The organism is Ruegeria sp. BHSC037, assembly GCF_059613045.1.
In genome coordinates, this window is sequence record NZ_JBXWRT010000002.1 from 223,419 (window position 1) to 249,031 (window position 25,613).

Annotated in this window: 27 protein-coding genes; all 27 read left to right on the forward strand. The window is 62.5% G+C overall.

Features of this window, described 5'->3' with window-relative positions:
- The first annotated feature begins 107 nt into the window (after positions 1-107).
- Complete coding sequence (locus AC2FMN_RS02880; protein WP_496686100.1) at positions 108-1,571, forward strand: AMP-binding protein; 1,464 nt, start codon at positions 108-110, stop codon at positions 1,569-1,571.
- The gene (locus AC2FMN_RS02885; RefSeq protein WP_496678926.1) at positions 1,561-2,361 is read left to right on the forward strand and encodes a hypothetical protein; all 801 of its coding nucleotides are present in this window, start codon (positions 1,561-1,563) and stop codon (positions 2,359-2,361) included. The genes AC2FMN_RS02880 and AC2FMN_RS02885 overlap by 11 nt, the downstream gene beginning before the upstream one ends.
- Positions 2,358-3,962: a carboxyl transferase domain-containing protein gene (locus AC2FMN_RS02890; RefSeq protein WP_496686102.1), complete on the forward strand. Its 1,605-nt coding sequence runs from the start codon at positions 2,358-2,360 to the stop codon at positions 3,960-3,962. Before AC2FMN_RS02885 ends, AC2FMN_RS02890 begins: the two co-directional genes overlap by 4 nt.
- Before the next feature lie 13 nt (positions 3,963-3,975).
- Positions 3,976-4,392 carry an ASCH domain-containing protein gene (locus tag AC2FMN_RS02895; RefSeq protein WP_496686105.1) on the forward strand — a complete coding sequence of 139 codons (417 nt, stop codon included), beginning with the start codon at positions 3,976-3,978 and terminating at the stop codon, positions 4,390-4,392.
- Positions 4,393-4,397: 5 nt separating this feature from the next.
- Complete coding sequence (locus AC2FMN_RS02900; protein ID WP_496686106.1) at positions 4,398-6,329, forward strand: acetyl/propionyl/methylcrotonyl-CoA carboxylase subunit alpha; 1,932 nt, start codon at positions 4,398-4,400, stop codon at positions 6,327-6,329.
- A 57-nt stretch (positions 6,330-6,386) separates the two neighbouring features.
- Positions 6,387-7,241 carry a hydroxymethylglutaryl-CoA lyase gene (locus tag AC2FMN_RS02905; RefSeq protein ID WP_005984063.1) on the forward strand — a complete coding sequence of 285 codons (855 nt, stop codon included), beginning with the start codon at positions 6,387-6,389 and terminating at the stop codon, positions 7,239-7,241.
- 9 nt (positions 7,242-7,250) lie between these two features.
- Positions 7,251-8,039 (forward strand): crotonase/enoyl-CoA hydratase family protein, encoded by a 789-nt coding sequence (locus AC2FMN_RS02910; RefSeq protein ID WP_496686108.1) that lies wholly within the window; start codon positions 7,251-7,253, stop codon positions 8,037-8,039.
- 187 nt (positions 8,040-8,226) lie between these two features.
- On the forward strand, positions 8,227-8,592 hold the full coding sequence (locus tag AC2FMN_RS02915) for an NADH-quinone oxidoreductase subunit A (RefSeq protein ID WP_093964903.1): 366 nt from the start codon (positions 8,227-8,229) through the stop codon (positions 8,590-8,592).
- Positions 8,583-9,116 carry a NuoB/complex I 20 kDa subunit family protein gene (locus tag AC2FMN_RS02920; protein ID WP_093964904.1) on the forward strand — a complete coding sequence of 178 codons (534 nt, stop codon included), beginning with the start codon at positions 8,583-8,585 and terminating at the stop codon, positions 9,114-9,116. The genes AC2FMN_RS02915 and AC2FMN_RS02920 overlap by 10 nt, the downstream gene beginning before the upstream one ends.
- Before the next feature lie 12 nt (positions 9,117-9,128).
- Positions 9,129-9,734, forward strand: coding sequence for an NADH-quinone oxidoreductase subunit C (locus AC2FMN_RS02925; protein ID WP_496686109.1), 606 nt, complete (start codon positions 9,129-9,131; stop codon positions 9,732-9,734).
- A complete protein-coding gene (locus AC2FMN_RS02930) occupies positions 9,735-9,908 on the forward strand; it encodes an NADH dehydrogenase (RefSeq protein WP_068347518.1) in 174 nt (57 codons plus the stop codon).
- 213 nt (positions 9,909-10,121) lie between these two features.
- Complete coding sequence (locus tag AC2FMN_RS02935) at positions 10,122-11,336, forward strand: NADH-quinone oxidoreductase subunit D (RefSeq protein WP_496678951.1); 1,215 nt, start codon at positions 10,122-10,124, stop codon at positions 11,334-11,336.
- Positions 11,336-12,484 (forward strand): NADH-quinone oxidoreductase subunit E, encoded by a 1,149-nt coding sequence (locus tag AC2FMN_RS02940; RefSeq protein ID WP_496686111.1) that lies wholly within the window; start codon positions 11,336-11,338, stop codon positions 12,482-12,484. Before AC2FMN_RS02935 ends, AC2FMN_RS02940 begins: the two co-directional genes overlap by 1 nt.
- A gap of 32 nt (positions 12,485-12,516) precedes the next feature.
- On the forward strand, positions 12,517-12,744 hold the full coding sequence (locus tag AC2FMN_RS02945; RefSeq protein WP_496678937.1) for a DUF5337 domain-containing protein: 228 nt from the start codon (positions 12,517-12,519) through the stop codon (positions 12,742-12,744).
- A gap of 6 nt (positions 12,745-12,750) precedes the next feature.
- Positions 12,751-14,049, forward strand: coding sequence for an NADH-quinone oxidoreductase subunit NuoF (nuoF, locus tag AC2FMN_RS02950; protein WP_496678939.1), 1,299 nt, complete (start codon positions 12,751-12,753; stop codon positions 14,047-14,049).
- A gap of 5 nt (positions 14,050-14,054) precedes the next feature.
- Positions 14,055-14,471 carry an MAPEG family protein gene (locus tag AC2FMN_RS02955; RefSeq protein WP_496686113.1) on the forward strand — a complete coding sequence of 139 codons (417 nt, stop codon included), beginning with the start codon at positions 14,055-14,057 and terminating at the stop codon, positions 14,469-14,471.
- Complete coding sequence (locus AC2FMN_RS02960; RefSeq protein WP_496686115.1) at positions 14,471-14,848, forward strand: hypothetical protein; 378 nt, start codon at positions 14,471-14,473, stop codon at positions 14,846-14,848. The genes AC2FMN_RS02955 and AC2FMN_RS02960 overlap by 1 nt, the downstream gene beginning before the upstream one ends.
- The gene (locus AC2FMN_RS02965) at positions 14,845-15,351 is read left to right on the forward strand and encodes a DUF5333 domain-containing protein (protein ID WP_496686118.1); all 507 of its coding nucleotides are present in this window, start codon (positions 14,845-14,847) and stop codon (positions 15,349-15,351) included. The genes AC2FMN_RS02960 and AC2FMN_RS02965 overlap by 4 nt, the downstream gene beginning before the upstream one ends.
- Before the next feature lie 3 nt (positions 15,352-15,354).
- Entirely contained in the window at positions 15,355-17,340 is a 1,986-nt protein-coding gene (nuoG, locus tag AC2FMN_RS02970; RefSeq protein ID WP_496686121.1) for an NADH-quinone oxidoreductase subunit NuoG, read from the forward strand.
- Positions 17,341-17,577: 237 nt separating this feature from the next.
- On the forward strand, positions 17,578-18,615 hold the full coding sequence (nuoH, locus tag AC2FMN_RS02975; protein ID WP_496686123.1) for an NADH-quinone oxidoreductase subunit NuoH: 1,038 nt from the start codon (positions 17,578-17,580) through the stop codon (positions 18,613-18,615).
- Positions 18,616-18,617: 2 nt separating this feature from the next.
- The gene (nuoI, locus tag AC2FMN_RS02980; protein ID WP_005984030.1) at positions 18,618-19,112 is read left to right on the forward strand and encodes an NADH-quinone oxidoreductase subunit NuoI; all 495 of its coding nucleotides are present in this window, start codon (positions 18,618-18,620) and stop codon (positions 19,110-19,112) included.
- Positions 19,109-19,531, forward strand: a complete 423-nt coding sequence (locus AC2FMN_RS02985; protein WP_496686126.1) for a carboxymuconolactone decarboxylase family protein — start codon at positions 19,109-19,111, stop codon at positions 19,529-19,531. Before nuoI ends, AC2FMN_RS02985 begins: the two co-directional genes overlap by 4 nt.
- Complete coding sequence (locus AC2FMN_RS02990) at positions 19,528-20,130, forward strand: NADH-quinone oxidoreductase subunit J (RefSeq protein WP_496682814.1); 603 nt, start codon at positions 19,528-19,530, stop codon at positions 20,128-20,130. The genes AC2FMN_RS02985 and AC2FMN_RS02990 overlap by 4 nt, the downstream gene beginning before the upstream one ends.
- A 4-nt stretch (positions 20,131-20,134) precedes the next feature.
- Positions 20,135-20,440 (forward strand): NADH-quinone oxidoreductase subunit NuoK, encoded by a 306-nt coding sequence (nuoK, locus tag AC2FMN_RS02995; protein ID WP_171096971.1) that lies wholly within the window; start codon positions 20,135-20,137, stop codon positions 20,438-20,440.
- Positions 20,441-20,446: 6 nt separating this feature from the next.
- Positions 20,447-22,573: an NADH-quinone oxidoreductase subunit L gene (gene nuoL / locus AC2FMN_RS03000; protein WP_496686128.1), complete on the forward strand. Its 2,127-nt coding sequence runs from the start codon at positions 20,447-20,449 to the stop codon at positions 22,571-22,573.
- Positions 22,573-24,114 (forward strand): NADH-quinone oxidoreductase subunit M, encoded by a 1,542-nt coding sequence (locus AC2FMN_RS03005; protein WP_496682807.1) that lies wholly within the window; start codon positions 22,573-22,575, stop codon positions 24,112-24,114. Before nuoL ends, AC2FMN_RS03005 begins: the two co-directional genes overlap by 1 nt.
- Before the next feature lie 15 nt (positions 24,115-24,129).
- Positions 24,130-25,572, forward strand: coding sequence for an NADH-quinone oxidoreductase subunit NuoN (gene nuoN, locus AC2FMN_RS03010; RefSeq protein WP_496686131.1), 1,443 nt, complete (start codon positions 24,130-24,132; stop codon positions 25,570-25,572).
- The last annotated feature ends 41 nt before the right edge of the window (positions 25,573-25,613 follow it).

Genomic DNA, 25,613 nt, shown 5'->3' on the forward strand with positions numbered 1-25,613 from the left:
AATACGTTCAAGGCATAAGAAATTAAGGGGTAAATCCATTGCATCCCACTAGACGCATACCAGGTTTGCACCGGGGTGGGGGCTGGGTGATTCCGCCCGGGTTGAACATGGCGCGTCAGTGCCTCTCGCAGCCAGCCGAGCAGGTGGCTATCCTTGATCTATCTTCTGTGGTTACGACCGAGATCACCTATGGTGAACTTGAACAAATGACCGATCGGCTGGCGCGCGGGTTGCTCCGCAGAGTGCAACCCGGCGACCGGGTCGGCGTGCTGCTCAGTCAGTCACCGTGGTGCGCGGCCGCGCATCTGGCCATCTGGAAGATCGGGGCAATCTCGGTGCCGTTGTTCAAGCTGTTCAAGCGCGATGCCCTGGCCTCGCGCATCGGCGATGCGGGGGCCGGGTATGTGCTGACCGACGGCGAGGGCGCAGATATGCTGGGCGATCTGGCGCAGCCGCTGATCGTGTCAGAACTGGGGGCGGACGGGCCCGCCGTGGATTTTGCTGACACCGGTCCCGAGGACCCGGCGGTGCTGATCTATACATCGGGCACGACGGGCAAGCCCAAAGGGGCGCTGCATGGGCACCGAGTGCTGACTGGGCATCTGCCGGGCGTGTCCATCAGCCACAACCACCTGCGTGCGGGCGACTGCCTGTGGACACCGGCCGACTGGGCCTGGATCGGCGGTTTGTTCGACGTCCTGATGCCGGGGCTGGCGCTGGGCATTCCGGTCGTCGCTGCGCGGCTCGACAAGTTCACCCCCGAGGCCTGCGCGGAGGTGATCAAGCGCGGCGGCGTGCGCAACGTGTTCTTTCCTCCCACGGCGCTGCGGATACTCAAGGCTGCGGATATAGATATCCCCGGCCTGCGGTCCGTGGCCTCGGGTGGCGAGCCACTCGGCGCGGAAATGTTGGCGTGGGGGCAGCGGGCCTTTGGCCTGACGATCAACGAATTCTACGGCCAGACCGAATGCAATATGGTCGTCTCGTCCTGTGCCGAGGATTTCCCCGCGCGCCCGGGCTGTATCGGCAAGCCAGTGCCGGGCCACGAGGTCGCGGTGATCGACGCCGCAGGCAAGCCGACCGACGCCGAGGGTGATGTGGCCATCCGGCGTGGCTCGGCCTCGATGCTGCTGGAATACTGGAACAACCCGCAGGCCACGGCCGAGAAGTTTCGCGGCGATTGGCTGGTCACCGGTGACCGCGGCGTGTGGGAGGGCGACTATCTGCGCTTTGTCGGCCGCGAGGATGACGTGATCACCTCGGCGGGATACCGCATCGGCCCGGCCGAGATCGAGGATTGCCTGCTGACCCATCCGGCGGTGGCCACCGTGGGCGTGGTCGGCAAACCCGACCCGCTGCGGACCGAGATCGTGAAGGCCTATGTGGTGCTGAAACCGGGGTCTGAGGCCTCGGAACAAGAGCTACAGGATTGGGTCAAGGACCGTCTGGCACATTATTCCTACCCGCGAGAGGTGGCTTTTGTGCAAGACTTGCCTTTGACCGTGACGGGGAAAGTCATTCGCAAGGAATTGAAACGTCGCGCGTCCGAGGAGATGTGCCATGGCAGATAAATCCAGCGTCCGGACCGGAGTCGAGTTCAGCGCGACCGTCATCGCGGTTATTGGGGCCTTTTGGGCCGGAAAGACCTATTTCGAAACCTGGATGCGCGACACGATCGACAAGGCGGTCGAAGAAAAGGTTGCCGTCATCGAAAAACTGCAAGTGGCTGATCTGCTGATTTTTTACGGCTACCCGGACGAGGCCATATCGGAATTGCGCAAGATCGCCGGTCGGGTCGCCAGGCTGGATGCCGAAGATAAACGCAGGATCGCGTTTTATGACAACTATCTGGATGCGGTGGCCGACTCGGAGGGCACACTGAAATACGAACCGGAAATCCGGATGCTGCACGACGTCTTCAGCAACGAGATGCAGACCGATGGCTGGCATGACGAGAAGCTGGCCTATGTCGCGATGTTCCTGCCTGAGGCGCAGGCGGATGACGGGTATTTCGGTCGTCAGGTCGTTGGGCGGCTCAAACTCGCGGTCAACCAATACGAGGCAGACGACGACTATGAGAGCCTTGGGAGCGCCTATCGCAACCTGTCGCTGGCCTATCTGTGCCGCGGAGAACAGGACAAGGCCGTCGAGGCGATGGAAATGGCGGCCGAGATGCAGCCGTTCGAATATTATTTCATGGTTCCGATGTGGGATCTTGAGGATTTCCTCGAAGAGCCGGAAATCAAGAAGCTGGACACCGTCTGCTCCAGCAACGTGTCGCAGGGCTATGCGCGCATCATGCAGAGCTTTGGCGTCAGCGAAAACCCCGTTCGCGAATTTCTGAGAGAGTATACCAGATGAAGCTGCGATCTTCCGCTTTGCCCTCGTCCGATGGCTTCAAGCAAAACCGTGCCGCGCACCTTGAGGCGTTGGCGCAGATCTCTGACGCCGCCGAGGCCGCGCGCATGGGCGGGGGCGAGAAATCGCGCGAACGCCATGTGTCGCGGGGCAAAATGCTGCCCCGGCGGCGGGTGGCGAACCTGCTGGACCCGGGCTCTCCGTTTCTCGAAATCGGCGCGACGGCGGCGCATGGCATGTATGACGGTGCGGCCCCTTGTGCCGGTGTCATCGCGGGCATCGGCCGGGTGCAGGGGCAAGAGGTCATGGTGGTCTGCAACGACGCCACCGTGAAAGGCGGCACCTATTATCCGATGACGGTCAAAAAGCACCTGCGCGCGCAGGAGATCGCCGAGGAAAACCATCTGCCCTGCATCTATCTGGTCGACAGCGGCGGCGCGAACCTGCCCAACCAGGATGAGGTCTTTCCCGACCGCGACCATTTCGGCCGCATCTTCTACAACCAGGCACGGATGAGCGCCAAGGGCATCCCGCAGATTGCTGTGGTGATGGGCTCGTGTACCGCGGGCGGCGCCTATGTGCCGGCCATGTCCGACGTCACGATCATCGTCAAGGAACAGGGCACGATCTTTCTGGCTGGCCCGCCGCTGGTCAAGGCGGCGACGGGCGAGGTCGTCAGCGCCGAAGACCTGGGCGGCGGCGACGTGCACACGCGCCTTTCGGGTGTGGCCGATTATCTGGCCGAGGATGATGCCCACGCGCTGGCTCTGGCCCGCCGGGCCGTTGGCTCGTTGAACCGGAACAAGCCGCAGACGGTGGATTGGGCCAGCCCCGAAGACCCGGCCTATGACCCCGAGGAAATCCTGGGCGTTGTTCCGGCCGATCTGCGCACGCCGTACGACATCCGCGAGGTGATCGCGCGCTTGGTCGACGGCTCGCGTTTTGACGAGTTCAAGCCTCGGTTCGGCGAGACGCTGGTGACCGGCTTCGCCCATGTCAAAGGCTGCCCCGTCGGGATCATCGCCAACAACGGCGTGCTGTTTTCCGAGGCCGCGCAGAAAGGCGCGCATTTCGTGGAACTGTGCAGCCAGCGCAAGATCCCGCTGGTTTTCCTGCAAAACATCACCGGGTTTATGGTGGGCCGCAAGTACGAGAATGAAGGCATCGCGCGCCATGGCGCCAAGATGGTGACCGCCGTGGCCACCACAAGCGTGCCCAAGATCACCATGCTGGTGGGCGGCTCTTTCGGGGCCGGGAACTATGGCATGGCGGGCCGCGCGTATCAGCCCCGTTTCCTGTGGACGTGGCCGAATAGCCGTATCTCGGTCATGGGTGGCGAGCAGGCCGCCGGTGTTCTTGCAACGGTCAAACGCGACGGGATCGAACGGCAGGGCGGCACATGGTCGGCCGAGGAAGAGGCCGAATTCAAACGCCCGACGCTCGAGATGTTCGAAGAGCAGTCGCACCCGCTCTATGCTTCTGCCCGGCTGTGGGATGACGGCATCATTGACCCGCGCAAAAGCCGCGACGTGCTGGCCCTGTCGCTGAGCGCCGCGTTGAACGCACCCATCGAGGACACGCGCTTTGGCGTGTTCCGGATGTAGAAGGGGCGGTTCGATGCTGGAAAGCTTGAAAGAAAGATATCCGGGGGCCGAGACCTTTCAGTTCGGCGACAGCCGGGCATTGTGCGACGACTTGCTGGCTCTGGTCCGCTCGGGGCGCAAGACCGCGACATGTGGCGCGTTGCGTACCTTTGCGGCGGGTGGCGAGGCAATGCCGCAGGTTGGCCGCCGCGACATCGCTTTGGACTGGGACGGACAGCCCGCGCTGGTCATCGAAACGGTCGATGTGACGGTCCGGCGCTATTGCGAGGTGGACGAGGCGTTTGCCCTGGCCGAGGGCGAAAACGACAGCCTGAAAGGCTGGCGCGAGGATCATCGTAGATATTTCGAAAGAAACGGCGGCTTCGACCCAAAGATGGAGTTGGTCTGCGAACGGTTTCGCCTTGTGGAAGATCTGGCAGGGAAAGGGTAACGGCCATGTTTGACAAGATCCTGATCGCCAACCGGGGCGAGATTGCCTGCCGGGTCATCGAAACCGCGCACAAGATGGGCGTGGCCTGCGTTGCCGTGTATTCAGATGCGGACGCGGCCGCCAAGCATGTGCAGATGGCGGATGAGGCCGTGCATATCGGCGGAGCGGCTCCGGCCGACAGCTATCTGAAAGGCGACGTGATCATTCAGGCCGCGCTGGACACCGGCGCGCAGGCGATCCACCCAGGGTACGGGTTTCTGTCCGAGAACCCCGATTTCGTAGATGCAGTTCAGGCGGCGGGCCTGATCTTCATCGGCCCTTCGGCGGATGCAATCCGCAAAATGGGTCTGAAGGATGCCGCCAAGGCGTTGATGGAGCAGGCTGGCGTCCCGGTCGTGCCCGGCTATCACGGCGATAACCAGGACCCCGAGCATCTGGCCGGTGCGGCCGACACGATCGGCTATCCGGTTCTGATCAAGGCGGTGGCCGGCGGTGGTGGCAAGGGGATGCGGCTGGTCGAGAAACCCGCGGATTTCGCGGCCGCCCTGGACAGTGCCCGGGGCGAGGCCAAGACCGCCTTTGGCAATGATGCCGTTCTGGTCGAGAAATTCGTGGCCAAGCCCCGCCACATCGAGGTTCAGGTCTTTGGCGACGGCACCCATGCCGTGCATCTGTTCGAGCGTGACTGCTCGCTGCAGCGCCGCCACCAGAAGGTGATCGAGGAAGCACCGGCCCCCGGAATGACGCCCGAGATGCGCGAAGCGATGGGCCAGGCGGGCGTGCGCGCGGCCGAGGCCATCGGCTACAAGGGCGCAGGCACCGTGGAGTTCATCGTCGATGCCTCGGACGGTCTGCGCCCCGACCGCTTCTGGTTTATGGAGATGAACACCCGCCTGCAGGTCGAACACCCGGTGACCGAAGCCATAACCGGCATCGACCTGGTCGAATGGCAGTTGCGGGTTGCGGCGGGGGAAAGCCTCCCAAAACAGCAGAGCGAGTTGTCGATCAATGGCCATGCCTTCGAGGCCCGGTTATATGCAGAAGACGTACCCAAAGGGTTCCTGCCCGCGACGGGCACTCTGACCCATCTGGAGTTTCCGCATGGCTGCCGCGCCGACAGCGGCGTGCGGGCGGGTGACACGATCAGCCCATGGTATGACCCGATGATCGCCAAGGTGATCGTGCACGGCCCGACCCGCGCGGTGGCGCTGGGACAACTGCACCGGGCGCTGCGCCAAACGCAGGTGGCGGGAACCGTCACCAACCTGTCTTTCCTGGGCGCACTGACCCGGCACGCCGGGTTTGCGGCAGGCGATGTCGATACCGGGTTGATCGGCCGCGATCTCGACGATCTGGTGCGCGAAACCGCCGTCACCCCGGCAATGACCGTTGCGGCCGCGATGGCCGCGACCGGACTGGACAAACCCGCCGAGGATACCGGGTTTACGCTCTGGGCCCCGCTGCACCGCGCGCTTCAGATGAAGCGCGACGGCGAGGTTCTGGAACTGGACGTCCAGGTCGCAGGGCCGGACCGACAGGACTGGCAGGTTAGCGGGACCAGCATGATCGCCGAACGGGTCAACGGCCGCTGGATCATCGACGGCCAGCCGATGCCGCCGGTTGCGATTGCGGGCCACGATGTCACCGTGTTCGACGCCTATGGCGTGAGTTTCGAGGTGCTGGACCCGCTGGACCGCGACGTCAGCGCCGCCGGTGACACCAAAGTGGTCGAGGCGCCGATGCCTGGGCTGGTCAAGGCGGTTTTTGCCGCGCCAGGACAGGCGGTGAAGGAGGGCGACCGGCTGGCCATCCTCGAGGCGATGAAGATGGAGCATTCGCTGCTGGCCGCCCGCGACGGTGTCGTGGCCGAGGTTCTGGCCGAGGCCGGATCGCAGGTCGAGGCCGGCGCGGCGCTGGTCCGGCTGGAAGACGACTGAAACCCTGAACGCCCGCCCTGAACGGGGCGGGCCGGGACTGAACAGGAGGGCACCGCCATGGCGGAACGTGTCGAGATTTTCGAAGTGGGGCCGCGCGACGGGCTGCAGAACGAAAAGCGCGAAATCCCGGTTTCCGAGAAGATCGCGCTGGTCGACTGTCTCAGCCGGGCGGGGTTCAGCCGGATCGAGGTGGCCAGTTTCGTTTCGCCCAAATGGGTGCCGCAGATGGCCGGCAGCGCCGAGGTGCTGGCCGGGATCACCCGCGCCCCCGGCGTGCGCTATGCCGCGCTGACCCCGAACATGCGCGGCTATGAGGACGCGCTGGCTGCCGGGGCGGATGAAATCGCGGTGTTTGCCTCGGCATCCGAGGGGTTTTCCAAGGCCAACATCAACGCAACCATCGCCGAATCCATCGAGCGGTTCGTCCCGATCCTCGAGGCGGCGCGCCATATCGACCTGCCGGTACGCGGCTATGTTTCCTGCGTGACCGACTGCCCCTATGACGGGCCGACGCCACCCGCCAAAGTGGCCGAGGTGGCCGACCTGCTGTTTTCGCACGGCTGTTACGAGATCTCGCTGGGCGACACGATCGGGCAGGGGACACCCGACAGCATCGCGCGGATGCTGCTGGCGGTGCGTGAATATGTGCCCGCGACCCGCTTGGCCGGGCATTTTCATGACACCAACGGGCGCGCGATCGACAATATCGACGCGTCTCTTGCGCTGGGCGTCCGGGTGTTCGACGCCGCCGTGGGCGGATTGGGTGGCTGCCCCTACGCACCGGGCGCGGCCGGGAATGTGGCCACCGAAGCCGTGGCCGCGCATCTGGAGCGGCTGGGCTATGACACCGGACTGGACGCCGCCGTGCTGAACGAAGCGGCGGAAATGGCCCGCGCAATGCGGGCGGGATAAGAGGCTGACATGTTTGAGACCATCTCGATCTCCACCGACCCGCGCGGGGTTGCCACGCTGACGCTGAACCGGCCGGAAAAACACAACGCGATGTCGTCGCAGATGATCGCCGAACTGACCCAGGCCGCCGCGCAACTGGGGAAAACCGACGACGTGCGTGTCGTAGTTCTGACCGGCGCGGGCAAGAGCTTCTGCGCCGGGGGTGACTTGGGCTGGATGCAGGCCCAAATGGCCGCCGATCCCGAGACCCGCTTTGTCGAGGCACGCAAGCTGGCCGAGATGCTGAACGCCCTGAACACCCTGCAAAAACCGTTGATCGGCGCGCTTCAGGGCAACGCCTTTGGCGGTGGCGTGGGCATGGCCGCGGTCTGCGACGTGGCCGTCGGCGTGGACAGCCTGAAGATGGGGCTGACCGAAACCCGGCTGGGGCTGATTCCGGCCACCATCGGCCCCTATGTCATCGCCCGCATGGGCGAGGCCCGCGCGCGGCGCGTGTTCATGTCGGCCCGTCTGTTCGACGCGGCCGAGGCGGTGGATCTTGGCCTGCTCGCTCGGGCCGTTCCGGCGGATGAGCTGGATGCCGCGATCGAAGCCGAAGTGCAGCCCTATCTGTCCTGTGCGCCGGGCGCCGTGGCCTCGGCCAAGGCGTTGGTTCGGGACCTCGGGCCGCGCATCGACGACGCGGTGATCGACCACACGATCCGGGCGCTGGTCGACCGATGGGAAACGGACGAGGCGCATGAAGGAATCAGCGCTTTCTTCGACAAGCGAAAACCTTCATGGAATAGTGAGGTTTGACCGTCCGCGACCATTTGAAGCCAAGGGCTTGCGCCAAGTGCAGCGCTGGGCGTTGGCAAGCCGAATATTCGGTGCCATGCGCGCTTGTGCTCGGTTGACCCTCTGACCCCGCGCGGATAGAGAATGTCCAGTCAACACGCCAATTGACGGCGCGTCTCGTTCGGGATGCGCAGGAAAGGAGCCACTCGTGGAAGAGCTGTTGCGGGAATATCTCCCGATCCTGGTGTTTCTGGCCGTCGCCGTGGGCCTTGGAATCGTCCTGATTCTGGCCGCCGTCGTTCTGGCAGTCCGCAATCCCGACCCCGAAAAGGTCAGCGCCTATGAATGCGGGTTCAACGCGTTCGACGATGCGCGGATGAAGTTCGATGTCCGATTCTATCTGGTTTCGATCCTGTTCATCATCTTCGACCTTGAGATTGCGTTCCTGTTTCCTTGGGCCGTGGGCTTCAAGGATATCAGCGATGTCGGCTTCTGGTCGATGATGGTGTTCCTGGGCGTTCTGACCATCGGCTTTGCCTATGAATGGAAGAAGGGGGCCTTGGAATGGGAGTGATGACGGGTGCAAACACCGCGGGCGTTGACAAGGAAGTCGCCACCCAGGCCCTGAACGCCGAGTTGCAGGACAAAGGGTTCCTGCTGACCTCGTCCGAGGACATCATCAACTGGGCGCGCACCGGCTCGCTGCACTGGATGACCTTCGGCCTGGCCTGCTGCGCGGTCGAGATGATGCACACCTCGATGCCGCGCTACGATGCCGAACGCTTCGGCATCGCGCCGCGTGCATCCCCGCGCCAGTCGGACGTGATGATCGTGGCAGGCACTCTGACCAACAAGATGGCGCCGGCTCTGCGCAAGGTCTATGATCAGATGCCCGAGCCGCGCTATGTCATCTCGATGGGATCCTGCGCCAATGGCGGCGGTTATTACCACTATTCCTATTCGGTGGTGCGCGGCTGCGACCGCATCGTTCCGGTGGACATCTACGTTCCCGGCTGCCCGCCGACCGCCGAGGCGCTGCTGTATGGTCTGTTGCAGTTGCAACGCAAGATCCGCCGCACCGGCACCATCGTGCGCTGAGGAGGAACCCTGATGAGCGAAGCACTCAAGGAACTTGGCGCACTGATCGAAATCAAGCGGCCCGACTGCGTCCTGTCATGGGACGTCAGCTTTGGTGAGTTGAGCGTCGATGTGGCCCCGTCGAACCTGATCGAATTCGTCGAGTATCTGAAGTCTGACCAGAACTGCAAATTCTCGACACTCGTCGACATCACCGCCGTGGACTATCCCGAGCGGGCCAAGCGGTTCGACGTCGTCTATCACTTCCTCTCGATGTATCAGAACCATCGCATCCGGCTGCGGGTCTCGGTCCGCGAGGACGAGATGGTGCCCTCGATCGTCGATGTGCACCCGTCCGCCAACTGGTTCGAGCGCGAAGTGTTCGACATGTTCGGCATCCTGTTCTCGGGCCACCCGGACCTGCGGCGCATCCTGACCGACTACGGGTTCCGGGGATACCCACTGCGCAAGGATTTCCCGACCACCGGTTACACCGAGGTTCGCTATGACGAGGCGCAGAAGCGCGTGGTCTATGAGCCAGTCTCGCTGGTTCAGGAATACCGCCAGTTCGACTTCATGAGCCCGTGGGAGGGTGCGAATTACATTCTGCCGGGGGACGAAAAGCAGGAGACCAAGTAAATGGGCGGCATCTGGTGGCTGATCCTTTCGGCGCTGACCATAATCCCGATGGTCAAGCTTCTGCCGTTTTTCGGGATCAACAAATACTGGGCGCTGGCCTGTCTGGTTCCCTTCGGCACGATCGCCCTTTTGTGGTGGATGGGTCTGAAGCTGCAGGAACTGGAGCGCCGCTGAGATGCTGACGATGCTTGGAGAACTGGTTGTAATTGGGGCTCTGGGCGCGTTGTTGGCCGGGGCGGCGGTGAAAGCGGCAGACGCCGAAAGGGTCCGGGTTCGGGCCGAGGCAAAAAAGAAAAACCGGGGGCGGCGCTGAGGCCCTCGCTTGCCGGACCGGTCCGGCACGAACGGAACAGCCGGGGTTGATCCCCGGACAGGAGAGACACGATGATGGATGGCGGCAAGGGCTTCGAAGACGCTCTGACGGGCGAACAGAAGATCCGCAACTTCAACATCAATTTCGGCCCGCAGCACCCTGCGGCCCATGGCGTTCTGCGTCTGGTGCTGGAACTGGACGGCGAGATCGTCGAACGCTGCGACCCGCATATCGGCCTGCTGCACCGTGGCACCGAAAAGCTGATGGAAAGCCGGACCTATCTGCAGAACCTGCCGTATTTTGACCGTCTGGATTACGTGGCGCCGATGAACCAGGAACACGCCTGGTGCTTGGCCATCGAAAAGCTGACCGGGGTCGAAGTGCCGCGCCGCGCCTCGCTGATCCGGGTTCTGTATTCCGAGATCGGGCGCATCCTGAACCACCTGCTGAACGTGACCACGCAGGCGATGGACGTGGGCGCGCTGACCCCGCCGCTATGGGGCTTCGAAGAGCGCGAAAAGCTGATGGTGTTCTATGAGCGCGCCTGCGGCGCCCGCCTGCACGCCGCCTATTTCCGCCCCGGTGGCGTTCACCAGGACCTGCCGCCCGAACTGCTTGACGATATCGAGGCCTGGAGCCATGCTTTCCCCGCTGTTCTGGATGATATCGACGGCCTGCTGACCGAGAACCGCATCTTCAAACAGCGCAACTGCGATATCGGTGTCGTAACCGAGGATGACATCCAGAAATACGGATTCTCGGGCGTGATGGTGCGCGGATCGGGCCTGGCCTGGGACCTGCGACGCGCGCAACCCTATGAATGCTACGACGAATTCGAGTTCCAGATTCCCGTCGGCAAGAATGGGGACTGCTATGACCGCTATCTCGTCCGCATGGAGGAGATGCGCCAGTCGGTGTCGATCATTCGTCAGGCCATCTCCAAGCTGCGCGACTGCCCCGGAGACGTTCTGGCGCGCGGCAAGATCACCCCGCCGAAACGCTCGGACATGAAGACCTCGATGGAAAGCCTGATCCATCACTTCAAGCTGTACACCGAAGGCTTCCACGTTCCGGCGGGCGAAGTCTATGCCGCCGTCGAAGCGCCCAAGGGCGAGTTCGGCGTCTATCTGGTCGCCGACGGCACCAACAAGCCGTACCGCGCCAAGCTGCGCGCGCCGGGCTATCTGCACCTGCAAGCCATGGACCACGTCGCCAAGGGCCACCAGCTGGCCGACGTCGCCGCCATCATCGGCACAATGGATGTCGTATTTGGAGAGATTGACCGCTAATGCTCCGCCGCCTGCACCACGAACAACCCGAAAGCTTTGCCTTCACGCCCGCCAATCTGGACTGGGCCAAGGCTCAGATTACCAAGTACCCCGAGGGTCGTCAGGCCAGCGCGGTCATCCCGCTGCTGTGGCGCGCGCAAGAGCAGGAGGGCTGGCTCAGCCGCCCGGCCATCGAATATGTGGCCGAGATGCTGGACATGTCCTATATCCGGGTGCTTGAAGTTGCATCCTTCTACTTCATGTTTCAACTGCAACCAGTTGGTTCCGTTGCGCATATTCAGGTTTGCGGCACCACGTCCTGCATGATCTGCGGGGCCGAGGATCTGATCGCGGTCTGCCGCGAAAAGATCGCGCCCAAGCCTCATCAGCTGTCGGCGGACGGCAAGCTGAGCTGGGAAGAGGTCGAATGCCTGGGGTCATGCTCGAACGCGCCGATGGCGCAGATCGGCAAGGACTACTACGAGGATCTGACCGCCGAGAGCTTTGCCCGCATCATCGATGATCTGGCTGCCGGCAAGGTGCCGGTTCCGGGGCCGCAGAACGGCCGCTATGCTGCCGAGCCCAACGGCGGCTTGACCAGCCTGAAAGAGTACGAGGCCGGCAAGTCCAAGTACAATGCCAGCGTTCAACTGGCCGCCGATCTGGGCGATACGGTCAAGCCCATCGATGGGACCGAGGTTCCGATCCTGACGCCATGGCTGGGCAAGGACGGCAAGGCCGCCGGCGCGAAAGCCGCGCCCAAGCCGCCCAAGGCGGCGGACCCGGGCAAGCCCGCGGCCCGTCAGGCCGCGCCCAGGAAATCCGCCAAGGCCGAGCCATCTTCGCCCGAGGGCGCCGCAGCTAGGCCCGCAACCGCCGAGACTCAGCCCGAAACGCTGACTGGTCCTCGTGGCGGCAAACCCGACGATCTGAAGCTGCTGAAGGGCGTAGGCCCGAAGCTCGAGCAGACGCTGAACGAACTGGGCTTTTACCACTATGACCAGATCGCGGCCTGGACGCCCGAACAGGTGGCCTGGGTAGATGCACGGTTGAAATTCAAGGGCCGGATCGAACGCGACGGCTGGATCGAACAGGCGGCCAAGTTGGCGGCCGGCGAGGAAACCGAATTTGCCAAACGTGCCAAGAAAGAAGGCACTTACGAAGACTGAGAGACGGTGCCCGATACGGGCATCGGAGTGTGATGGACAAGGACAAGGAACAGGCCATCGCCCGCAAGGGCCGACATATCGGCGTGGTCATCGCGGTGACCATGCTGATGTGGCTTGCCGTGACCCTGTTCATCGGCCCGGCGCTGGAACTGCCGGGACGCTATGCGCTGCTGTTTGATTTCGCCGCGATCGCGGCTTTCATCTATGCGGGCGTCAACATTTTTCAACTCTGGCGCATGCGTCAGGACAGCCAAAGGTAACACGCGATGCTGAAGGATCAGGACCGGATCTTTACCAACATCTACGGGATGCACGAGCGCACGCTGAAGGGCGCCCAGGCCCGCGGGCATTGGGACGGCACCGCTGACCTGATCGCTAAAGGGCGCGACTGGATCATCCAGACGATGAAGGATTCGGGATTGCGCGGGCGTGGCGGCGCGGGCTTTCCGACCGGTCTGAAATGGTCGTTCATGCCAAAAGAAAGCGATGGCCGTCCGTCTTACCTTGTTGTGAACGCTGACGAATCCGAACCGGGCACCTGCAAGGACCGCGAGATCATGCGCCACGATCCGCACACGCTGATCGAAGGCTGCCTGATCGCGTCGTTCGCGATGAACGCGCATACCTGCTACATCTACATCCGGGGCGAGTACATCCGCGAGCGCGAGGCGCTGCAGGCCGCCATCGACGAGGCCTATGATGCCGGCCTGCTGGGCAAGAACGCCGCCGGCTCGGGCTGGGATTTCGACCTGTTCCTGCACCACGGCGCCGGCGCCTATATCTGCGGCGAGGAAACCGCGCTGCTGGAAAGCCTCGAAGGCAAGAAGGGCATGCCGCGCATGAAGCCGCCGTTCCCGGCGGGGGCGGGTCTGTATGGCTGCCCGACCACGGTGAACAACGTGGAATCCATTGCCGTCGTGCCCACGATCCTGCGCCGCGGTGCCGACTGGTTCGCCGGTTTCGGCCGCCAGAACAACGCGGGCACCAAGCTTTTTGCGATCTCGGGTCACGTCAACAACCCCTGCGTGGTCGAAGAGGCGATGTCGATCAGCTTCGAAGAATTGATCGAGACCCATTGCGGCGGCATCCGCGGTGGGTGGGACAACCTGTTGGCCGTGATCCCCGGTGGCTCGTCCGTGCCTTGCGTGCGCGGCGAGAACATGCGCGATGCGATCATGGATTTCGACTATCTGCGCAACGATCTGGGCTCGGGGCTTGGAACGGCGGCTGTGATCGTGATGGACAAGTCCACCGACATCATCAAGGCGATCTGGCGCCTATCGAAATTCTACAAGCACGAAAGCTGCGGCCAGTGCACGCCCTGCCGCGAAGGCACGGGCTGGATGATGCGCGTGATGGATCGCCTTGTCCGCGGCGAGGCCGAGCTGGAAGAGATCGACATGCTGTTCGAGGTGACCAAGCAGGTCGAAGGCCACACGATCTGTGCACTGGGGGACGCGGCCGCATGGCCGATCCAGGGCCTGATCCGCAACTTCCGCGAAGAAATCGAAGACCGCATCAAGGCCCGCAAATCGGGCCGTATGGGTGCGATGGCGGCGGAGTAGATCCGATGGAAGTATATTCTGAATACTCGCACACGATTGCCGCGCTGGTGATCTTTACGCTGGTGGTCCTGCTGCTGGCGCCGTTCTCGGCGCTGGCCAAGCAGGGCAAGGGCCTGGCGCCAGGGGCGACGCCGGAACAGAACTATGCCGACAGTGCCTATCGTCTGAACCGCGCCTATCTTAACGGAACCGAAACTCTGCCCGCGTTCCTGACCGTGACTCTGGCGGCCATGCTGCTGGGGGTCAGCCCGGTCTGGGTGAACTGGCTGGCCTCGATCGCCTTGGTGGCGCGTCTGGTGATGCTGGTGGTTCATATCCGCGGCATTGGCAAACCGCACAGCGGCCTGCGAAGCGTTCTGTACGTTGTGGCCTGGGCATGCATGGCTGTGCTGGGCGTCATGGCTTTGGTGGCGGCGATCTGATGGCAAGGCTGATCCCTATTGTTGCCCGTGGTAGGGCCATTGCTCCGTTGACCGGTGTTTTGGCGGTTCTTGCGGTGCTGTCGGCCTGCGGTGGCAAGGCCGAGGATCGGGTGCTGTTCGATGGGCAGGCATTTCGCGCCAAAGCGAAGGCGGTCGACAAGAAAAGGTCGCCGGCCGATTTCACCGTGACGGTCAAGGGCGTGTCGGCTTCGTTGGACGGCGCGCGCGAAGCGGGGCGCTATGAGGCCACGCGGTTCTGTGTGCAGAATTTCGGGTCTTCCCGCATCGCCTGGAAAATCGGACCGGATGCCGAGCCGCAGACTCTGCGGATCGACAATGACAGCCTGACTTTTGCCGGGAAGTGTCAGCGGCCATGACCCATGCCATGTCATATCAGGTTCCGGCAGGCCGCGCGTTATTGCATAGCGGTCGAGGGAAGTGTCGTCTTGGGGAACCCAAGACGAAAGGATATGTCATGAAAGCTGCGAAACTTGCCGCCGTTGCCTGCGTCGTCGCGCTGCCTGCCGTGGCCGGAGCCAAACCGCCCTTGCGCGAAGTTAAAGAGATCGACGACTCGCTCTACTACATCGCCATCGCCAACGAGATTTCAGAAATCTGCCCGACAATCAGCGGGCGTCGTCTGAAGGCAATAGGCGTGATGTGGGGGCTGCGATCCAAAGCGAACCAGCTGGGATATTCGGATGCCGAGATCCGGGCCTATGTGGAATCGGATGCAGAAAAGGCGCGGATGCGCGCCAAGGGCGAGGCATACCTGGCTCAGAACGGCGTAAGCTATGCCAACACCGAAACTTTCTGTGCGCTGGGGCGCAGGGAAATCGAAAGAAACAGCGCCATTGGCGTGTATTTGAGGGCGAACTAGACCATGTCTGACCTCCGCAAGATCGTGATCGACGACAAGGAAATCGAAGTCGATGGTGCCATGACCCTGATCCAGGCCTGTGAACAGGCCGGGATCGAAGTGCCGCGTTTCTGCTATCACGAGCGCCTGTCGATCGCAGGCAACTGCCGCATGTGCCTTGTCGAGGTCGTGGGCGGCCCGCCCAAGCCCGCCGCCTCGTGCGCCATGCAGGTGCGCGATCTGCGCCCGGGGCCGGAAGGCCAGCCGCCGGTAGTCAAGACCAACTCGCCCATGGTCAAGAAGGCCCGCGAAGGCGTGATGGAGTTTCTGCTGATCAACCACCCGCTGGATTGCCCGATCTGCGACCAGGGCGGTGAATGCGATCTGCAGGATCAGGCGATGGCCTATGGCATCTCGGCCAGCCGGTTTCGCGAGGCCAAGCGCGCGGTCGACGATCTGGATCTTGGGCCGCTGGTGGGCACCGCCATGACCCGCTGCATCAGCTGCACCCGTTGCGTCCGCTTCACCACCGAGGTGGCGGGGGTCGATCAGATGGGGCAGACCGGTCGGGGCGAAGACGCCGAGATTACGACCTATCTGAACCAGACGTTGGACTCGAACCTTCAGGGCAACATCATCGACCTGTGTCCGGTGGGCGCGCTTACTTCCAAGCCTTATGCGTTCACCGCCCGTCCGTGGGAGCTGACCAAGACCGAATCAATCGACGTGATGGATGCTCTGGGCTCGAACATCCGGGTTGACACCAAGGGCCGCGTCGTGATGCGCATTCTGCCACGCAACCATGACGGCGTGAACGAAGAGTGGATTTCCGACAAGACACGCTTTGTCTGGGACGGGCTGCGCCGCCAGCGGCTGGACACGCCCTATATCCGCGAGAACGGCCTTTTGCGCCCGGCCAGCTGGACCGAGGCGCTTGCGGCCGCGGCGGACGCGATGAAGGGCAAGACCGTGGCCGGCCTGGTCGGCGACCTGGTTCCGGTCGAGGCCGCCTTTGCCCTGAAGCAGATGATCGAAGGGCTGGGTGGTAAGGTCGAGTGCCGAACCGACAATGCCCGCCTGCCCATCGGCAACCGCTCGGCCTATGTCGGAAACGTGGCGATCGAAGAGATCGACACCGCGAAAGAGATCATCCTGATCGGCACCAACCCGCGGCACGAAGCCCCGGTGCTGAACGCGCGCATCCGCAAGGCGTGGCTGGCCGGGGCTACGGTCAAGGTGATCGGTCCGGCGGTGGATCTGACCTATGATTATGACCATTTGGGTGAGGACCGCGCGGCTCTGGCGAAGGCAAAGGCAGGCAAGGATGCCATCGTGATCGTCGGGCAGGGCGCCGTGACCGAGGCCGACGGCCTAGCCGTTCTGGCTGCGGCCCAGGCCTTGTCGGGCCGCCTGTTCGTGCTGCACACAGCTGCGGCGCGGGTTGGTGCGATGGATGTGAGCGCCGTCACCGAAGGAGGAATCGAGGCAGCGATCGATGGGGCCGAGGTGATCTACAACCTCGGGGCCGACGAAATCGAGATCGAGGACGGCCCCTTCGTGATCTATCAGGGCAGCCACGGTGACCGCGGTGCCCACCGCGCCGACATCATCCTGCCCGGAGCCGCCTATACTGAGGAAAACGGGCTGTTCGTGAACACCGAAGGTCGCCCGCAATTGGCGATGCGCGCCGGGTTCGCCCCGGGCGAGGCCAAGGAGAACTGGGCGATCCTGCGGGCGCTTTCAGCCGAGCTGGGGCAGGCGCTGCCCTACGACTCGCTGGCGCAGCTGCGCACGGCGCTGGTCGCGGCGGTGCCGCATCTGGCGCAGATCGACCAAGTGCCCGAGAACGAAATGCAGCCGCTCGAGGCCGGGCCGTTGGGGCAGGCGACCTTCCGAACTGTGATCAAAGATTTCTATCTGACCAACCCAATCGCGCGGGCGTCGCAGCTGATGGCAGAGCTTTCGGCGCTGGCCAAGGCGCGCGGCAACCAGAAGATCGCGGCGGAATGAGTCTGGCGGCGTTCATACGGCAGAACAACGGCGCGCCGTTGCCCGCCGGCTCGTATGACGGGGCGGCGGCCGCGTCGTGTGCGCGACCGTTGAAACGGAAGAAAAAAGGTGGCGTACGGGCGGCGGATGCTGTTTACACCGACACGCCAAACCAACCGCTTGCGGTGCGAGTCTCTGGCCGTCGGGCTGGGCTTGGCGGCCACGGCGGCAAACGGAATACCCACGGTGTGAGGACCAATGGCTGAATTCTTTGACACCCCGGGCGGAATAGCCCTGATCATACTGGCACAGGTGCTGGCCGTCGTCGCCTTCGTGATGATCTCGCTGCTGTTCCTGGTCTATGGCGACCGCAAGATCTGGGCGGCGGTCCAGATGCGTCGCGGCCCCAACGTCGTGGGCGCGTATGGTCTGCTGCAATCGGTGGCGGATGCGCTGAAATACGTGGTGAAAGAGGTGGTAATCCCCGCCGGGGCTGACCGGACGGTGTTTATCCTGGCGCCTCTGACATCCTTCGTGCTGGCCATGATCGCTTGGGCGGTGATTCCGTTCAACGATGGCTGGGTGCTGTCGGATATCAACGTGGCCATCTTGTACGTTTTCGCCGTATCCTCGCTCGAGGTTTACGGCGTGATCATGGGGGGCTGGGCGTCGAACTCGAAATACCCGTTCCTCGGGAGCCTGCGCTCGGCCGCGCAGATGATTTCCTACGAGGTTTCGATCGGCCTGATCATCATCGGGGTGATCATCTCGACCGGCTCGATGAATTTTGGCGACATCGTGCGGGCGCAGGACGGCGCGTTCGGGTTCTTCAGCTGGTACTGGCTGCCGCATTTCCCGATGGTGTTCCTGTTCTTCATCTCGGCGCTGGCCGAAACCAACCGCCCGCCCTTCGACCTGCCCGAGGCGGAATCGGAACTGGTTGCCGGCTACCAGGTGGAATATTCGGCCACGCCCTTCCTGCTGTTCATGGCGGGCGAATACATCGCCATCTTCCTGATGTGCGCGCTGACTTCGCTGCTGTTCTTCGGCGGCTGGCTGTCGCCGATCCCGGGCCTGCCGGATGGCGTGCTGTGGATGGTCGCCAAGATGGCGTTCTTCTTCTTTCTGTTCGCGATGGTCAAGGCGATCACGCCGCGCTACCGCTATGACCAGCTGATGCGGCTGGGCTGGAAAGTTTTCTTGCCGTTCAGTTTGGTTTGGGTGGTCTTCGTGGCTTTTGCAGCAAAATTCGATTGGTTCTGGGGCGCGTTTGCCCGCTGGAGCGTAGGAGGCTGACAATGACCCAGATCGACTATACCCGTGCGGCCAAGTATTTCCTGCTGCAGGACTTCTGGCAGGGTTTTAAGCTGGGGATGAAGTATTTCTTCGCCCCCAAGGCCACGGTGAACTATCCGCATGAAAAGGGCCCGCTGTCGCCCCGGTTCCGGGGCGAACATGCTCTGCGTCGTTATCCGAACGGCGAGGAACGCTGTATCGCCTGCAAGCTGTGTGAGGCGATCTGCCCGGCCCAAGCCATCACCATCGACGCCGAACCGCGCGAAGACGGCAGCCGCCGCACCACGCGTTATGACATCGATATGACCAAGTGCATCTATTGCGGCTTCTGCCAGGAGGCCTGCCCGGTCGATGCGATCGTCGAAGGGCCGAATTTCGAATTCGCCACCGAGACCCGCGAAGAGCTGTTCTATGACAAGCAGAAACTGCTAGAGAACGGCGACCGCTGGGAAGCCGAGATCGCCCGCAACCTGGAACTGGACGCGCCGTACAGATGAGTGATCCGGTCAAGAACCCATTCGAGCAGATGCTGAAACAGGCACATGACATGGCCAAGGCGTTCAACCCGGCGCTCGAGAGCTATTCGCCCGTCGACGCGATGCGCGGCTTCGAGGCGCTGTGGCCGACCATGCCCAAAGAGGTCATGGAGATGATGTTCGGCAACACCGTCAATCCGGGCGGACTGGATGCCAAGACCCGCCTGTTGCTGACGCTGGCGGGGCTGACCTGTCAGGGCGCGCAGGCCGATACGGCCGTGCGCCAAACGGTGCGCCATGCCATCGAGGCAGGGGCCAAGAAACAAGAGATCGTGGAAACGATCGGTCAAATGTCGGTCTTTGCCGGCATCCCGGCCGTGACCCGGGCGCTGGAACTGGCGCAGGAGGCCATGGGCGAAAACGAGGATGATGACCAATGAGCGTATTTGCCTTTTACCTCTTTGCCATCAGCGCCATCACCGGCGGGCTGTTCACCGTGATCAGCCGGCAGCCGGTGCATTCGGTGCTGTGGCTGATTTTGGCCTTCCTGTCGTCTGCGGGGCTGTTCGTGCTGCTGGGGGCGGAATTCGTCGCCATGCTGCTGATCATCGTCTATGTCGGCGCGGTGGCGGTGCTGTTCCTGTTCGTGGTGATGATGCTGGACGTGGACTTTGCCGAGCTCAAGGCCGAGATGGCGCGCTACATGCCTTTGGCCCTGCTGATCGGTCTGGTCATCCTGATGCAGTTCGTCATGGCCTTTGGCGCCTGGGACAGCGCACAGGGCGCGGCGGCCAACCTGGCCCAGCCGATCCCGGCCGATCGCCACAACACCGAAGCGCTGGGTGTCATCCTTTACGATCAATACTTCCTTCTGTTCCAACTGGCGGGCCTGATCCTGTTGGTGGCCATGATCGGTGCCATTGTACTGACGCTGCGCCACCGCCAGGACATCAAGCGGCAGGACATCATCGCCCAGATGATGCGCGACCCGGCCAAGGCGCTGGAGTTGAAGGACGTGAAACCGGGGCAGGGACTTTGAGACCATGATCGGACTTGAGCACTATCTTACCGTCGCGACGACGCTGTTCGTCATCGGCATCTTCGGTCTCTTTCTGAACCGCAAGAACGTCATCATCCTGCTTATGAGCATCGAATTGATGCTGCTGGCGGTAAATATCAACCTCGTGGCGTTTTCCAGCTTTCTCGGCGATCTGGTCGGGCAGGTGTTCACGCTGTTTGTGTTGACCGTGGCCGCGGCCGAGGCGGCGATCGGGCTGGCTATTCTGGTCTGCTTCTTCCGCAACCGCGGCACTATTGCGGTTGAAGACGTCAACATGATGAAGGGGTAAGGGATCATGGAAACCACAATCCTCTTTGCCCCGCTCGTGGGCGCGCTGATCTGCGGCTTTGGCTGGAAATTCATCGGCGAAAAGGCCGCGCTGTGGACGGCCACGGGCCTGCTGTTCCTGGCCTGTCTGCTGTCGTGGATCGTCTTCTTCAGCTTTGATGGACAGACCCAGCAGATCGAGATCATGCGCTGGATCGAAAGCGGCTCGCTGTCGACCTCGTGGGCCATTCGTCTGGACCGGCTGACCGCGATCATGCTGATCGTGGTCACTACGGTGTCGGCGCTCGTGCACCTTTATTCGTTCGGCTACATGGATCACGACCCGCAGTGGCGCGAGGGCGAAAGCTACAAGCCGCGCTTCTTTGCCTATCTGTCCTTCTTCACCTTCGCCATGCTGATGCTGGTAACGGCGGACAACCTGGTCCAGATGTTCTTTGGCTGGGAAGGCGTGGGCGTCGCATCCTACCTGCTGATCGGTTTCTACTACCGCAAACCTTCGGCCAATGCGGCGGCGATGAAAGCGTTCATCGTCAACCGTGTGGGCGACTTCGGCTTTGCGCTGGGGATTTTTGCGCTGTTCTTCCTGACCGACAGCATCAACTTCTCGGATATCTTTGCTGCCGCACCCCAGCTGGCGGAAACGCAGCTGACTTTCCTGTGGGGCGAATGGTCTGCGGTCGAGGTCGTCTGCGTGCTGCTGTTCATCGGTGCGATGGGCAAATCTGCGCAGTTGATCCTGCACACCTGGTTGCCGGACGCGATGGAGGGCCCGACGCCCGTGTCGGCGCTGATCCACGCCGCCACCATGGTGACGGCCGGTGTGTTCCTGGTTTGCCGTATGTCGCCGCTGATGGAGTTCGCGCCGGGTGCGACCGGGTTCGTCACTGTGCTGGGGGCCTCGACCGCGTTCTTTGCCGCGACCGTGGGTCTGGTGCAGACCGACATCAAGCGCGTGATCGCCTATTCGACCTGTTCGCAGCTGGGATACATGTTCGTGGCCGCGGGCGTGGGCATGTATTCGGCGGCGATGTTCCACCTGTTCACGCATGCCTTCTTCAAGGCGCTCTTGTTCCTTGGTGCGGGCTCGGTGATCCACGCCATGCATCACGAACAGGACATGATGAACTATGGCAACCTGCGCAAGAAAATCCCCTATACCTTCTGGGCGATGATGATCGGCACGCTGGCCATCACAGGCGTCGGCATCCCGCTGACCACGATCGGCTTTGCCGGCTTCCTGTCCAAGGACGCCATCATCGAAAGCGCCTATGCCGGCGGGTCGGCCTTTGGCTTCTGGGCGCTGGTGATCGCCGCCGCGATGACCTCGTTCTATAGCTGGCGCCTGATCTTCCTGACCTTCTATGGCGAGGAGCGGGGCGACAAGCACACGCATGAGCACGCGCATGAAAGCCCGATGGTCATGCTGGTGCCGCTGGGTGTTCTGTCGCTGGGCGCCGTGTTCGCGGGCATGATCTGGTACAACAACTTCTTCGGTCACGCCGATCAGGTGGGCAAGTTCTATGGCATTCCGGTTGCCGAGGCGCATGCCGAGGCCGGTGACCATGCCAAGGCCGATGATCATGGCGACGACACGCATGCCACAGAATCTCATGACGACGAAGCTGCGCACGGTGACAAGGCCAAGGGCGGCGACCACCACTATGCTTTTGTCGGCAAACCGGGCGAGGGCGCGCTGTACATCGCGCCGGACAACCATGTTTTGGACGACGCGCATGCTGCGCCGAAATGGGTCAAGATCTCGCCGTTCATCGCAATGGTTCTGGGCTTTGGACTGGCCTACCTGTTCTACATCGTGAACCCGGCGCTGCCGAGCCGCCTGGCCGAGAACCAGCGTCCGCTGTACCTGTTCCTCAAGAACAAGTGGTACTTTGACGAAATTTACGACGCGATCCTTGTCAAACCGACCGTGGCCCTGGGCCGGTTCCTGTGGAAGGGCGGTGACGGCAAGGTGATCGACGGTTTCCTGAACGGAGTAGCAATGGGCGTCGTTCCCTTCTTCACCCGCCTCGCAGGCAAGGCACAGACGGGCTACATCTTCACTTACGCCTTCTGGATGGTTCTGGGCATCGCAGCCCTGGTCACCTGGATGTCGATCGGCGGAGGCGCACACTGATGGACAATATCCTATCCATTGTCACATTCATTCCGGCCATTTCCGCCGGTCTGATGGCGCTGTTCCTGCACGGGAAGGATGCGGCAGCTCAAAGCAATGCCAAGTGGATCGCGCTGGTAGCAACCACGGTCACCTTTCTGGTCTCGATCGGTATCTATACCGAGTTCGACCCCTCGAACACCGGCTTTCAAATGGTGGAAGAGGGCGAATGGCTGATGGGCCTGAAATACAAGATGGGCGTGGATGGCATCAGCGTTCTGTTCGTGCTGCTGACCACCTTCATCATGCCGCTGACCATCCTGGCCAGCTGGAACGTGACCGACCGGGTCAAGGAATACATGATTGCCTTCCTGCTGCTGGAAACGCTGATGCTGGGCGTATTCATGGCTCTGGACCTGGTGCTGTTCTACCTGTTCTTTGAGGCCGGGCTGATCCCGATGTTCCTGATCATCGGGATCTGGGGCGGCAAGGACCGGATCTATGCCAGCTTCAAGTTCTTCCTCTATACCTTCCTCGGCTCGGTTCTGATGCTGGTGGCGATGGTGGCGATGTATGCCGACGCTGGCACCACCGACATTGCCGCGCTGATGACGCACCAGTTCTCGTCCGAGAGCTTCAGCGTGCTGGGCGTCCACATCGTCGGCGGCATGCAGACCTTGCTGTTCCTCGCGTTCTTCGCGTCCTTCGCAGTGAAGATGCCGATGTGGCCCGTGCACACCTGGCTGCCTGACGCCCACGTTCAGGCGCCGACGGCGGGCTCGGTCGTGCTGGCGGCGATCCTGCTGAAGATGGGTGGCTATGGCTTCCTGCGCTTCAGCTTGCCTATGTTCCCCGTCGGCTCGGCCGTGATGACCGATCTGGTCCTGTGGCTGTCGGCCATCGCCGTGGTCTACACCTCGTTGGTGGCGCTGGTGCAGGAGGACATGAAAAAGCTGATCGCCTATTCCTCGGTCGCGCATATGGGTTTTGTGACCATGGGCATCTTCGCCGCCAACCAGCAGGGCATCGACGGGGCGATCTTCCAGATGCTCAGCCACGGTTTCATCTCGGCCGCGCTGTTCCTTTGCGTTGGCGTGATCTATGACCGGATGCACACCCGCGACATCGAGGCCTATGGCGGCCTGGTGATCCGCATGCCGGCCTATGCGCTGGTGTTCATGCTGTTCACCATGGCAAATGTGGGCCTGCCGGGCACCAGTGGGTTCATCGGCGAATTCCTGACGCTGATGGGCACTTTCCAGGTCAACACCTGGGTGACAGCAGTGGCGGCCAGCGGTGTGATCTTCTCGGCAGCTTATGCGCTGTGGCTGTATCGCCGCGTGGTCTTTGGCGACCTGATCAAGGAAAGCCTCAAGTCGATCACCGACATGAGCACACGCGAACGCCTGATCTTTGCGCCGCTGATCGTCATGACCATTCTGCTGGGGGTCTACCCGTCACTGGTCACGGACGTGATCGGCAATTCGACCGCCGCGCTGATTTCGAACTATGACACGGCTCTGGCCGCGGCCGAGGCCGCGACCCAGGTCGCCTCGCACTAAGGGAGCTTTGGAGACATGATCCAGGCTGATCTGATTGTAATCCTGCCGGAAATCATTCTGGCGATCTATGCGATGGTGGCGCTGATCGGGGCGGTCTACACCTCGAAAGACGCGCTGGCCCCCGTGCTGATCTGGGCCACGGCGGGACTGATGGCCGTGCTGGCCTTCTGGATCGCGGCAAACGGTGAGGGCACGAACGTAGCCTTCAACGGAATGTTCGTCGATGACGGGTTCTCGCGCTTTGCCAAGGTTGCCATCCTGTTGTCGGCGGCCGCGGTTCTGGTCATGAGCCAGGACTATATGGCGCGCCGCAATATGCTGCGGTTCGAATATCCCCTGCTGGTGGCGCTGGCAGCGGTCGGCATGATGATGATGGTCAGCGCGGGCGATCTGATGTCGCTATACATGGGGCTCGAGCTGCAGTCTCTCTCGCTGTATGTCGTGGCCGCGCTGCGTCGCGACAGCGCCAAATCGACCGAGGCGGGCCTGAAATATTTCGTGCTGGGCGCGCTCAGCTCGGGCCTGCTGCTGTTCGGGGCGTCGCTGGTCTATGGCTTCTCCGGGACCACGCTGTTTTCGGGGATCGTGTCTACGGTGCATCATGGCGAGGTCTCGGTCGGCCTGCTGATCGGGCTGGTTCTGCTGATCTCGGGGCTGGCGTTCAAGGTGTCGGCCGTGCCGTTCCATATGTGGACGCCGGATGTCTACGAAGGCTCGCCCACGCCGGTCACGGCGTTTTTCGCCACTGCGCCCAAGGTTGCGGCCATGGGTCTGTTCGCGCGGGTGCTGCATGACGCCTTTGGCGGCGCGGTCGCCGACTGGCAGCAGGTGATCGTCCTGCTGTCGGTCCTGTCGATGCTGTTGGGCGCCATCGCGGCCATCGGTCAGCGCGACATCAAGCGGCTGATGGCCTATTCGTCGATTGCACATATGGGCTATGCGCTGATCGGTCTGGCGGCGGGCACGGCGCTGGGGATCAAGGCGATGCTGATGTATCTGGCGATCTACGTGACCATGAACATCGGCACCTTCGCCTTCATCCTGATGATGGAGCGCGACGGCAAGCCCGTGACCGACATCGACGCTCTGCGCCAGTTTTCTAAGCGTGACCCGGGCAAGGCGCTCGCCGTTCTGATCCTGATGTTCAGCCTGGCGGGTGTGCCGCCGATGCTGGGTTTCTTTGCCAAGCTGGGCGTCTGGCAGGCCGGTGTCGATGCCGACCTGATCGGGTTGGTCATCGTTTCGGCCATCTCGTCAGTCATCGGTGCGTTCTATTATCTACGGATCGTGTTCTACATGTATTTCGGGGACGAGAACGAAGACCCGATCGACACTCGGTCGTCGCCCGTTCTGTGGGCGGCGCTGATGGGGTCGGCGGCGCTGATGTTAATCGGCGTATTCTATCAGTTCGGGATCGAGGGCGCGGCCACCGCCGCCGCGGCAACGCTTGTCAACTGATCTGCTGTCCGTACGAAACAGAGGGGCTCGGTCGCAGGACC